Origin of the sequence: Yoonia sp. (assembly GCF_017854415.1) — a bacterium.
Taxonomy (GTDB): domain Bacteria; phylum Pseudomonadota; class Alphaproteobacteria; order Rhodobacterales; family Rhodobacteraceae; genus Yoonia.
The window spans coordinates 17,873-29,753 of sequence record NZ_JAFMHR010000021.1 but is presented as its reverse complement, the minus strand read 5'-3'; the positions used below and the strand labels follow the sequence as shown (position 1 = coordinate 29,753).

The window sequence follows — 11,881 nt, the reverse complement described above, 5'->3', positions numbered from 1 at the left end:
TGCAAAAGCACCTGATGGAAGACCGCACTGACGCGCAAAACATCGACATGATGAACTTAGCAGGCTTTTGCCGGAACTGCCTGTCGCGCTGGTACCAAGAGGCCGCAAACGCGCGCGGTATTGAAATGACCAAAGACGAAGGCCGCGAAGCGTTCTACGGAATGCCGTTTTCGGAATGGAAAGAGAAATACCAGACCGACGCATCCTCTGCGGCCAAAGAAGCCTTCAAAGATAGCCACGGATAAAACGACATGCTCGAACGACTGACCGCTTTCTTCGGCAACCCCGCAGGGTATCACACGCCCTTGCCAGAGGCCGATGCACAACACGCATTGGGCGCGCTGCTGGTGCGTGCGGCCAAAGCAGATCACACCTATCTGGTCGAAGAAATCGCCCAGATCGACAAAGTCCTGCGCGAACGCCACGGGCTGAACCCTGTGCAAGCAGCCAAAATGCGCGCCGAATGCGAATTGCTGGAAAAAGCGATCCCTGAGACGGCAAAGTTCGCAACAATCCTGGAGCACGCAATCAGCACGGCCGAAAAAGAGGCAACGCTGCTGGCGCTGTGGCGGGTGGTCTATGCCGACGGGGTCAACAAAGAGGTCGAAGACAAGCTGCTGCACGAGATTGAGGCGGTGTTGGGCGTCGGGCCAGAGCGCGCGAAAGAGTTGCAAGACGCGGCGCACGGCTGATGGTTGAGATAATCTATGTCTATTCGGCACATTCAGCCTTTGCCTATCTTGGCTCAGGCAAGCTGGCTCAGATTTGCGCCGCTGGAAACGTCACGCTGATCCACAAACCAGTCCTGCTTTCCCCCGTCGTCGAAGCACAAGGCAGTCTGCCCTTCGCTGCCCGCACGCAGGCTCATGTCGATTACTTCTTTGGCCGCGAGATCGAACGCTGGGCCGCATACCGCAATGTCCCAATCGTCAATTACCGCCCAACCTATCACGATGCGGATTACAGCCTCGCGTCAGGTATGATCATCGCACTCGGGCAAAGCGGCTCGGCCACAGACAGGATGGCTCACGCAGTGCTAGAGGCGCATTGGCGCGACGATATCGACCTGTCAGACAAAGCATCGTTGCACCGGATTGCTGCATCGCTCGGTCATAACGCAGACCAGCTATTGGCGCAGGCGGGGTCTGACACCATCCAAGCAATCTTGCAGGACAATTCCACTTGGGCAAAAGATCAAAGCGTATTTGGATCACCCACCTATATCGTAGATGGCGATCCGTTTTACGGGCAAGACCGGTTGGAATTGGTGCAAGCAGCAGTCAAGCATCCATTCGCGCCGGCAGATTGGGTAAACCCACCGGTGAACTAGCCATAGGTTCTGGGGGGAACCCCGACCTACACAGCCACCTTGCGGCTCTCATCTAGATAAATCTCGCGCAACCGGGCAGCAATTGGGCCCGGCACACCCGTGCCGACGGCGACGCCATCCACTTCAACCACGGGCATCACGAACGTACTGGCGGATGTGATAAACGCCTCATCCGCGTCTTGCGCTTCGGCAATCGTAAAACTGCGTTCTTCCACCTGCATCTGCGCTTCTTTGGCGAAACGCAGGACGGCAGCGCGGGTGATACCGTGCAAAATTTCGTTGCCCAAATGCCGTGTAATAATTGTATTGCCCTTAATGATATAGGCGTTGTTGGAAGTGCCTTCAGTCACTGCGCCATCCTCAACCATCCAAGCGTCATCAACGCCAGCAGCTTTCGCCATCATCTTGCCCATGGATGGAAACAGCAATTGCACGGTCTTGATATCACGCCGCGCCCAGCGCTGATCCGCGATCGAGATAACCTTGATGCCCTTTTTGGCAGCAGGGCTATTGGCTAAACCCGGTTTGTTTTGTGTGAACAGAACAACCGTTGGTTTGGTGGTCTCTGGATCAGGAAAAACAAAGTCACGGTCATCAGGTGCACCGCGCGTGATCTGCAAATAGATCATGCCTTCGTCGATGCCGTTCAAACGCACCAACTCGCGATGAACCTCGAGCAGATCAGGTAAAACCTCGGGATGCGGCATGTCCAACTCGTTCAAAGACCGCTCCAGCCGTTTCGCGTGACCCGCAAAATCAATCAATTTGCCGTCCAGCACAGAAGTGACCTCATAAACGCCATCAGCCATCAAAAACCCGCGGTCAAAAATCGAGACTTTAGCTTCATTTTCAGGCAGATACTCGCCGTTGACATAGACTGTGCGCATGGTCATCCCCAAAGTGCTGCGGCGGGCGGATGCACGCCTTTTTCATCAAAGTGCAGTGGTTGGTCACGGTCTTCGGCCAATAACAGCGGCCCGTCAAGGTCCGTAAACGCAACAGCCTGCGCGAGGATTGTCGCAGGGGCCATGGCAAGCGACGATCCAACCATGCAGCCAACCATCACACCGTAGCCTTCGGCAATAGCTTGGGTCTTAAGCGCCAGCGCCTCTGTCAAGCCGCCGGTCTTATCCAGCTTGATATTCACCATGTCATATTTGCCGCGCAAATTCGGCAGGCTGGCACGGTCATGGCAGCTTTCATCAGCGCAAACTGGCAAAGGACGGGCAATCTCGGCAAGCATATCGTCTTGGCCAGCAGGCAATGGCTGCTCGACCATCTGCACCCCAAGACGGATCAGATGGGGGGCAAGATCGGCATAGACCTCAGCTGTCCAACCTTCATTGGCATCCACGATAATGCGGGCATCCGGCGCGCCGCGGCGGACGGCCTCTAGTCGGGCCATATCATCAGGCGTGCCCAGTTTGATTTTCAAAAGCGGACGGAACGCATTCTGCGCGGCCTGAAATTGCATCGCCTCGGGGGTATCTAATGACAGTGTATAAGCCGTAATTTCAGGCCGCGGTGTCGGTAAACCCAGCAAATCCCAAACCCGTTTGCCTGCAGTCTTTGCGGCATGATCCCAAAACGCACAATCCAATGCATTGCGCGCAGCCCCCGCTGGTAGTGCGCCTTGCAGCTGCTCCCAGCCACCGGAAAACCCTGCAATCTGCGCCGTAACGCTATCAAGCGTTTCGCCATAGCGGGCATAAGGCACACATTCGCCCAACCCACTCACAGCACCATCATGGACCGTCACGGTCAGAACTTCGGCCTGCGTGCGCGATCCACGACTTATGGTAAAAACCTGCGCCAACTGGAACACATCACGTGCGACACTAATCTGCATTCTCATCTTCTTCTGTTCGAAAATACCTCCGCCGGAGGCATCAAAGTTTTTCAAGAGCATCAACCAAACGTGCCGCACCTTGGCGGAAAGTGTCGACGGTCGGCAAGCCCATACGCGCCTCGACTTCTGCCATATAGGTCAAAGCTTCGTCTTCAAACAAATGCTGCGTATTCACGGAAATACCGACAACTTGGCAATTGGGGTTGGCGATACGGGCAATCGGAAGCGCAGTGTCGCGCAACGTCTCGAGGCTTGGCAAATCATAATCAGGCAATCCGCGCATATGGGTGCGGGTCGGCTCATGGGCAAGGATCAACGCGTCAGGTTGACCACCATGGATCAGCGCCATGGTCACACCGGAATACGAAACATGGAACAAGCTGCCCTGCCCCTCGATATGATCCCAATGGTCCGCATCATTGTCTGGCGTCAGATATTCAACAGCACCAGCCATAAAGTCGGCAATCACGGCATCCAGCGGCACGCCGCCGCCAGTGATCAGGATGCCGGTCTGACCGGTAGGGCGAAATGTGGATTTCATCCCGCGTTTGTGCATTTCGATATCCATCGCCAATGCTGTGTACATCTTGCCAACAGAACAATCAGTACCAATCGCAAGGCAACGCTTGCCAGTCCGCTTGACACCGTTGGCAATTGGATATGCGACGGACGGGATACGTACGTCAAACAACGTCTGGCCATTCACGCGAGCCGCCGCCATCAGCTCGTCTTCGTCGCGCAGCAAATTATGCAGACCAGAGGCAATATCAAACCCCATTTGCAAAGCCTTCACCAAGACCTCTTTCCAAGCCTTTGAAATATACCCGCCACGGTTCGCGACACCGATGACCAGCGTCTTGGCGCCGGCCGCTTTGGCCTCTTCCAAGGTCATATCAGTGATCCCCAGATCCGCGCCACAACCGTCCATGCGGAATTGACCAACCGCATTTTCAGGACGCCAGTCCTTGATGCCTTGCGCCACCTTAGCGGCAAGCTGGTCGGGGGCATCGCCGAGAAACAAAAGATAAGGTGTCTGGATCATTGAAAGGCTCCGTAAGAATGAGATTCGGTTTCAACACGCAATATCGTGCGGATCTGTGGGATTTAATCGCAGAATAGGGCGAATATTTCATTATTTTTGACAGGTATCCGCGGTTAATTCTAAAATGATAGAAGGATTTCCCACTTTCGGTCGCGCAAGGTGGATAATCATCCACCTGCCCACAAAAAAACCCGGGCGCGAACGCCCGGGTCAGTTTCAGAACTGATAGGAAGGATATCAGCCTTTTGTAAATTCAGGGTAGGCTTCCATACCCAACTCGGACACGTCCAAGCCGTTGATCTCGGATTCTTCTGAGACACGGATGCCAACTGTCGCTTTCAGGATCGTCCAGACAACAAAGCTGACCACGAAGGTAAAGCCACCGATTGCGACAAAGCCAGTCAGCTGGGTGCCAAAGGATGCATCAGCGTAGATTGGCACGACCATTGTGCCCCAGAAGCCTGCAATGAGGTGAACCGGGATCGCACCAACCACGTCGTCGATCTTGAACTTGTCCAGCATTGGGACAGCGAAGACCACGATGATACCACCAACAGCACCGATCCAAAGCGAACCAAACAGGGTCGGCTCAAGCGGGCTGGCTGTGATCGATACCAGACCGGCAAGAGCGCCGTTCAGAACCATCGTCAGGTCGGGCTTTTTGTACATGACCTGGCTCATGATCAGTGCTGCTACAGCACCGGCAGCAGCCGCCATGTTGGTGTTGGCAAAGATACGACCCACATCTGTGATGTCGCCAACGGTACCGGCCGCCAACTGCGAACCACCGTTGAAGCCGAACCAACCCAACCACAAGATGAACGTACCCAGTGTGGCGAGTGCAAGGTTTGAACCTGGCATCGGGATGGTTTTGCCATCTTTGTACTTGCCGATACGAGCACCCAGAACGATGGCACCTGCAAGGGCCGCAAAGCCACCGGCTGCGTGTACAACAGTTGAGCCGGCGAAGTCATAAAAACCAGCTTCGGACAACCAGCCGCCGCCCCACTGCCAGGATGCACCAATCGGGTAGATCAGGCCTGTCAGGATGACAACGAAGATCAGGAACGGCCACAGCTTGATACGCTCGGCTAAAGTACCGGATACGATGGATGCCGTCGTTGCACAGAACATCAACTGGAAGAAGAAGTCGGATGCAACGGACGCATAATCGAGTGCGGCATCGGCAGCAGCCAGACCAACAGGCTCAAGCTCGGTCGGAGAGAACGTGCCAAACCAGCCTTGGAAGATCCAAGCGTCGCCCGGATACATCAGGTTAAAGCCAACCAGCCAGTACATGATCGCGGACAGTGAATAGAGAGCGATGTTTTTGGTCAGCTGTGTGGCCACGTTCTTGCCGCGCACGAGGCCTGCCTCGAGCATCGCAAAACCGGCAGCCATCCAGAAAACAAGAAAACCGCCGATCAAGAACAGTAATGTGGTCATCAGGTATGGGCCGATTTCGTCAAACGACGGGGCCGCATCTTGCGCCAGCGCAAAAGTTGGCAGCAGCGAAACCGCCGCGCCTACCGCTAAGTATTTTGTTAGTTTCATAATATTGTCCCTCAGTTCACGCGATCAAAGCGCGTCGTCGTTGGTCTCGCCGGTGCGCACCCGAAGGGCGCCTTCCACGTCGAGAACGAAAATCTTGCCGTCACCGATTTTCTCGGTTTTGGCAGTTGCGGCGATGGTTTGGACGACCTGATCAGCCATGCTGTCTTGCACAACGATCTCAAGTTTGACCTTTGGCACAAAGTTCACAGCATATTCTGCGCCACGGTAAATTTCAGTGTGGCCGGACTGTGAGCCAAAGCCTTTGATTTCAGACACCATCATCCCGCGCACACCTACGGTGGTCAGCGCTTCGCGGACCTCCTCAAGCTTGAACGGTTTGATTGTTGCAATGATGAGTTTCACGTTCTTCCCCTTGCAAAATTCTATTGCGGAACGCCAATGCCGACACCCGCTTGCAGGAAAAGACAAAGCCCGCCCTGACCCGATCAGCAAGATTGCTGCAGGTGCGAAGGGGCTAGTTTTCACCGCTACTTGCACAATTTTTGCACAAATTAGTCAGTTTGATTAAAAATTAAGCGATCAAAAAAGGCGAATCGGACGCAGCATCACCCGCGACATTCCCTGACAGGCCGTTTATGGTACCCCAAAATAGAACAACACAGTCAATCGAGCAGAATATGAGTGGACCCGGCAATAAACGCCCCCCTTTGGTGGCCGACAAGCGTTATGCCGCGAAGCCGGCTGCGAAAAAGAAAGCAGCGCCTGCAAAGAAAACCGCCAAACCGGCGGCACGGCGCAAGGCGACCCCTCGCAAAGCAAAGCCGCGCGGCTTTGTCAGTTGGTTGCTCACACCGTTCCGGTGGCTTTTTCGGCTGATCTGGGCGTTCACGTGGCGCATTGGGCTTGTGGTTAGTCTTATTGTCGCAGGGTTTTCATTCTACTTTGCCTCCCAAATGCCTGCGATGACCGATTTGATCGATGGCCGCGCGCGTGGTTCTGTTACCATCACCGACCTGCGCGGCGACGTCTTTGCATGGCGCGGCGATCAATTCGGCGGCATGGTGACAACACAGACTGTCTCTCCGCATTTGCACAACGCTGTCGTCGCCACCGAAGACAAACGTTTTTACCGCCATTTCGGCCTTTCGCCGCGCGGCATCGCGTCCGCCGTACGCATCAACTTGAGCGAAGGGCGCGGCCCGTTGTCAGGCAACGGCGGTTCAACGATCACCCAACAAACCGCAAAACTGCTGTGCCTTGGCGTACCATTTGACGCGAACCGTTGGGAAACCGAAGCAGCCTATGAGGCAGACTGCCGTCGCGGTTCACTGTGGCGCAAAGCCCGCGAAGCGATGTTTTCGGTCGGTATGGAAATTGCCTACTCCAAAGAAGAAATCCTCACGATCTACTTGAACCGTGCCTATCTTGGCGCAGGCAGTCGCGGGTTCGAAGCTGCAGCCCAGCGCTATTTCGGCATTTCAGCCGCCGAGGTTAGCCCCGCGCAGGCCGCCATGCTTGCCGGACTATTGACAGCACCATCAGCAAACGCGCCCACGCGCAGCCTTGAACGCGCGCAGAACCGCGCCGCCACTGTGATCGGCTTGATGGAAGATCAATCCTACCTGACCGCGGCCCAAGCCCGTGATGCCCTGACAAATCCCGCGACATTGTCTGATGCCGCGCGCGCAAGTTCAGGCGGGTTCTTTGCTGACTGGGTCATGGACAGTGGTCCTTCGTTTTTTACCAATAACACAACCGAAGATGTGATTATCCGCTCGACCTTGGATCAACGCATACAAACCGCTGCAGAAGACGCGCTGATATCAGTGTTTGAAAACGACGTGCGCGAAGGGTCAGAGGCCCAAGCAGCAATCGTTGTCATGTCGGCTGACGGGGCGGTGCGCGCGATGGTCGGCGGGCGCAATATCAGTGCGACTGGCGCGTTCAACCGCGCCACCCAAGCACTACGGCAAACCGGATCGGCCTTTAAACCATTCATCTACGCGGCCGCCCTCGATCTGGGTTGGTCGCCCTATGACATGATTGATGACGCGCCAACGTGCTGGACCAGACGCGGGTCGCCACAGTGGTGCCCCGAAAACTACGATCGCGAATTCAAAGGGCCCGTCACAATGGTTCAGGCCTTAGCGGAAAGCCGCAATATTCCGGCGATTCTTATTTCTGAAAGCGTAGGCCGCGAACTGGTCCGCAATGTCGCCGCCGGTTTCGGCATCGACGGTGATCTGGCCGCTGGCCCGGCTTTGGCGCTGGGTGTGTCAGAAAGCACATTGCTGGAAATGACTGGCGCTTTTGCGGGTATCCTTAACGGCGGATCAGAGGTCACACCCTACGGGCTGACCGATTTACGCTTTATGGGCGACAATACTACGCTGATGGACGCCCAAGGCGCTGGCATCGGCGAGCGGATCATCCGCGAGGACGCGGCGCGACAATTGACATGGATGATGACGAAAGTCGTTGAAGAGGGCACAGGCCGCCGCGCGCGGATTGAAGGTTGGGACATCGCAGGCAAATCCGGCACGACGCAAGGATCGCGCGATGCTTGGTTTATCGGCTTTACAGGTGATTATGTGACCGGTGTCTGGATGGGATATGATGACAACAGCCGTCTGACGGGCGTCACAGGTGGCGGTCTGCCAGCTACGATTTGGCGCGAAACGATGGTGCGTGTGCTGGACGGGATGCAACCAACTCCGCTGCCCATGACGATCCCGCAACGCCCCGCGACTGCCGGCATCCTTGAAAGCCAAGGTGGTGAAGTGCTTGATCAAGCGATCTTGAATCTGCTCGACAATATTATGTCTGGTGGGACGAACTGATAACACCGCACCTTTGACGTTCAAAACTGCGGCAAAGACCGCCCGCGATGCGCCAATTGCCGCAAGCGTCCCTTGCGCGTCAAACAGCACGCACGGACGTAGACGTTTTCTTTATGCGACACTGCGATAAATCAAGAAGGGCGGTTCTATTCACACTATCGAGAATTTGTATAAGCTGGCGCAGCGCCATCAAAAAACCACGACGGGACACCGACACTATTATGTCTGACGAACTCAACGCCAAAGGCCGCGCCGAATTACGCGAAACACGCCGCAAAAGTCGCTCGCTTTATTGGATGGTCGCCCTTTTCAGTTTTTTCGTGAATATGCTGATGCTGACTGGCCCTCTGTATATGCTCAATATCTATGACCGTGTGCTCAGCTCGCGTTCCTTTGAAACACTCATCGCGCTTTCGGTTCTGGTGGCCTTTCTTTACGGGATGATGGGTATCCTTGATTTCGTGCGTGGTCGTGTCATGGGCCGTGTCGGTGCGCGGTTTCAGGCCAGCTTGGATCGCCGCGTTTTTGCTGCTGTTCTTAAAGCCACCACTTTGCACCGCGCCCCGCGCGAAGCAGCAACAGGGCTGCGCGATCTTGAGGCTGTGCAGCGGTTGATCACATCGCCCGCACTTATGGCCCTGTTTGATCTGCCGTGGGCGCCGCTATTCTTTTTTGGAATATTCATCTTTCATCCGCTCATGGGATTATTGGCCATTGCGGGCGCAGTTGTCTTGCTGATCGTCGCTCTTATGAACCAATTCATGTCCCGCAAACCGCTAGAGGCTGCGAATGCGGCCAGCTTTGCGTCTGAACAGCTTGGTGCGCATATCCGCAGCGAAAGCGAAATGGTCCATTCATTGGGCATGCGTCAGGCCGCATTTGACCGCTGGCAAGTGGCCCGCGGGCAATCACTGGATACCACGATTGATGCCGCTGACACCGCTGGAACGTTTACTGCCGTGACCAAGTCCTTCCGGCTGTTTTTGCAATCAGCGATGCTGGGTTTGGGTGCCTATCTGGTTTTGATCAACGAGCTAACGCCAGGCGCAATGATCGCAGGTTCGATCCTGTTGGGACGTGCGCTGGCGCCGATCGAGTTACTTGTGGGGCAATGGGCGATGTTCCAACGTGGCCGTGAAGGCTGGCGCAATCTGTCCGTCTTGCTGGGCCATATTCCGTCCGAGCCCACACGCACAACGCTTCCCAAACCCAAAGCAAGGTTGGTTGCCGACCAAGTCACTGTCGTCCCGCCCGGCGAAAGTCAGGCCGCCTTGCGGATGATCAGTTTTGAAATTCAACCCGGCCAAGCGGTAGGCGTGATCGGCACATCCGGCGCAGGCAAATCGACCTTGGCGCGTGTGCTAACGGGTGTTTGGCACCCTGCGGGCGGTAAAATCAGGCTCGATGGGGCCGCATTGGATCAGTATGATCCGGATGTTTTGGGCCAACACGTCGGTTATCTGCCGCAGCGGGTGCAACTGTTTGACGGCACCATCAAGGAAAACATCGCGCGCATGTCCATGACGCCTGACGATGGCAAGGTGATCGCAGCGGCCCAAGCTGCTGCCGCGAATGATATGATTCTGAAACTACCCGACGGCTATGATACCCGCGTCTCCGCGATCAACGGGCGGCTATCGGGTGGGCAAATCCAGCGCATTGGCTTGGCACGCGCCCTTTACGGTGATCCGGTCATTGTTGTTTTGGACGAACCGAACTCCAACCTCGACAATGAAGGGTCAATGGCGCTGAACAAGGCGATCAAATCGCTCAAGTCCGACGGCAAAATCGTTTTCATTATGGCGCACCGTCCCTCTGCAATTCAAGAATGCGACGTTTTGCTTGTCATCGAAAACGGCGTTCGCCGCGCCTTTGGCCCCAAGGACGAAGTGCTTGCGGAAATGGTCCAAAATCACGGTGAAATCCAGCGCAGCACTGGCAAAGCAGGAGGTGTATCATGAGCACTGATCCAACCGTCAAGCGCTGGTCTGCAAGCAAACATTTGGTGATCGGTGGCCTGACGCTTTTGATCTTGGTGGGCGGCTTTGGCACATGGTCCGTCATGGCCCAAATCACCGGCGCAATCATCACCTCAGGCCAGATCGAAGTTGATCGCAACAGACAAGTCGTCCAGCACCCCGACGGCGGTGTAGTCGAAGAAATCGTGGTCCAAGAAGGTGACGCCGTAAACGTAGGTGATTTGCTTTTACGGCTGGACGCAACTGCAATCCAATCCGAACTGGCGGTGGTCGAAGGCCAATTATTCGAAATTCTTGCCCGCCGCGCACGCCTTGAGGCAGAACGCGATAACGCAGCGACACTGACCTTCAGTCCGGTACTGATAGAGTCTATGACGGCCGAGGTGCAAACCCTGATGGACGGGCAGCTTCGGTTGTTTGAGGCGCGGGTGGAAACCAACAAAAGCGCCGCCGAACAACTGACACAACAGCGCGCTCAAATCGCCAGCCAGATGGGCGGAATAGGCGCGCAGCAGGAAGCCCTTTCAACCCAGCGCGAGCTGATTGCCCAAGAATTGGCCGACCAGCAAACCCTGCTTGATCGCGGCCTTGCCCAATCCAGCCGCGTGCTCGCCTTGCAGCGCGAAGAGGCCAGCCTTCTTGGTACGGTCGGTGAATTGACGGCCCAGCGCGCGCAAGCGGGCGAGCGTATGACAGAAATCGAATTGCAAATCCTCGGGCTGTCCTCTGCGCGCCGCGAAGAGGCAATCACCCGTTTGCGCGACCTACAATTCAACGAGCTTGAACTGTCAGAGCGACGCCGCACCCTGCGCCGCCAGCTTGACCGTCTGGATATTCGCGCTCCCGTCTCCGGTATTGTGTACGGGTTACAAGTTTTCGCGCCCCAGTCAGTCATCCGCGCCGCTGATCCAGTGATGTTCTTGATCCCACAAGACCGTCCGTTGGTCATCGCCACCCAAGTGCAAGTCGTCGATGTCGATCAGATTTTCGTTGGCCAAGAGGTCACATTGCGCTTTTCCGCCTTTGATCAGCGCCGCACACCCGAATTGCAGGGCAAAGTCACACTGGTTTCAGCGGACGCATTTCAGAACGAAAACTCTGGCCAGTCCTATTACCGCGCCGAAGTAGAATTGGACCCCGGTCAGATGGACCGCCTGCCCGGTGACTTGACCCTGATCCCCGGCATGCCAGTCGAAGCATTCGTGCGCACTGCTGACCGCAGCCCGATGGATTACCTGATCAAACCACTGGCCGATTATTTTACCAAGGCCTTCCGCGAGCAGTGATTGCACCTGACCATTTTGCCCGCTAGCGTCGGCGCAAATA

General features: G+C 55.9%; 11 protein-coding genes. 6 read left to right on the top strand and 5 right to left on the bottom strand.

Features of this window, described 5'->3' with window-relative positions:
• The 3 genes from QZ197_RS04320 to QZ197_RS04310 form a co-directional block, all read left to right on the top strand.
• The coding region (locus tag QZ197_RS04320; RefSeq protein ID WP_296430428.1) for a DUF1244 domain-containing protein at positions 1-245 on the top strand (245 nt) is incomplete at its 5' end.
• Positions 246-251: 6 nt separating this feature from the next.
• Positions 252-692, top strand: a complete 441-nt coding sequence (locus QZ197_RS04315) for a TerB family tellurite resistance protein (protein WP_272146491.1) — start codon at positions 252-254, stop codon at positions 690-692.
• The gene (locus QZ197_RS04310) at positions 692-1,330 is read left to right on the top strand and encodes a DsbA family protein (protein ID WP_272146490.1); all 639 of its coding nucleotides are present in this window, start codon (positions 692-694) and stop codon (positions 1,328-1,330) included. The genes QZ197_RS04315 and QZ197_RS04310 overlap by 1 nt, the downstream gene beginning before the upstream one ends.
• A 26-nt stretch (positions 1,331-1,356) precedes the next feature.
• Here the strand turns inward: QZ197_RS04310 and QZ197_RS04305 are convergent, their stop codons facing one another.
• From QZ197_RS04305 to QZ197_RS04285, 5 genes are all read right to left on the bottom strand, one after another.
• Positions 1,357-2,223 carry a D-amino-acid transaminase gene (locus tag QZ197_RS04305; protein WP_272146488.1) on the bottom strand — a complete coding sequence of 289 codons (867 nt, stop codon included), beginning with the start codon at positions 2,221-2,223 and terminating at the stop codon, positions 1,357-1,359.
• Positions 2,220-3,179 carry an N-acetyl-D-Glu racemase DgcA gene (gene dgcA / locus QZ197_RS04300; RefSeq protein WP_272146485.1) on the bottom strand — a complete coding sequence of 320 codons (960 nt, stop codon included), beginning with the start codon at positions 3,177-3,179 and terminating at the stop codon, positions 2,220-2,222. Before dgcA ends, QZ197_RS04305 begins: the two co-directional genes overlap by 4 nt.
• A 40-nt stretch (positions 3,180-3,219) precedes the next feature.
• Complete coding sequence (gene dgcN, locus QZ197_RS04295) at positions 3,220-4,221, bottom strand: N-acetyltransferase DgcN (RefSeq protein WP_272146483.1); 1,002 nt, start codon at positions 4,219-4,221, stop codon at positions 3,220-3,222.
• Positions 4,222-4,458: 237 nt separating this feature from the next.
• Positions 4,459-5,775: an ammonium transporter gene (gene amt / locus QZ197_RS04290; RefSeq protein WP_296430419.1), complete on the bottom strand. Its 1,317-nt coding sequence runs from the start codon at positions 5,773-5,775 to the stop codon at positions 4,459-4,461.
• Between the two features lie 24 nt (positions 5,776-5,799).
• Complete coding sequence (locus QZ197_RS04285) at positions 5,800-6,138, bottom strand: P-II family nitrogen regulator (protein WP_296430416.1); 339 nt, start codon at positions 6,136-6,138, stop codon at positions 5,800-5,802.
• 275 nt (positions 6,139-6,413) lie between these two features.
• Between QZ197_RS04285 and QZ197_RS04280 the strand changes: the two genes are divergently transcribed.
• The 3 genes from QZ197_RS04280 to QZ197_RS04270 all read left to right on the top strand — a co-directional run bounded on the left by QZ197_RS04280 (position 6,414) and on the right by QZ197_RS04270 (position 11,841).
• Positions 6,414-8,576, top strand: a complete 2,163-nt coding sequence (locus tag QZ197_RS04280; RefSeq protein ID WP_296430414.1) for a transglycosylase domain-containing protein — start codon at positions 6,414-6,416, stop codon at positions 8,574-8,576.
• Between the two features lie 221 nt (positions 8,577-8,797).
• Positions 8,798-10,537: a type I secretion system permease/ATPase gene (locus tag QZ197_RS04275; RefSeq protein ID WP_296430412.1), complete on the top strand. Its 1,740-nt coding sequence runs from the start codon at positions 8,798-8,800 to the stop codon at positions 10,535-10,537.
• Complete coding sequence (locus QZ197_RS04270; RefSeq protein WP_296430410.1) at positions 10,534-11,841, top strand: HlyD family type I secretion periplasmic adaptor subunit; 1,308 nt, start codon at positions 10,534-10,536, stop codon at positions 11,839-11,841. The genes QZ197_RS04275 and QZ197_RS04270 overlap by 4 nt, the downstream gene beginning before the upstream one ends.
• The last annotated feature ends 40 nt before the right edge of the window (positions 11,842-11,881 follow it).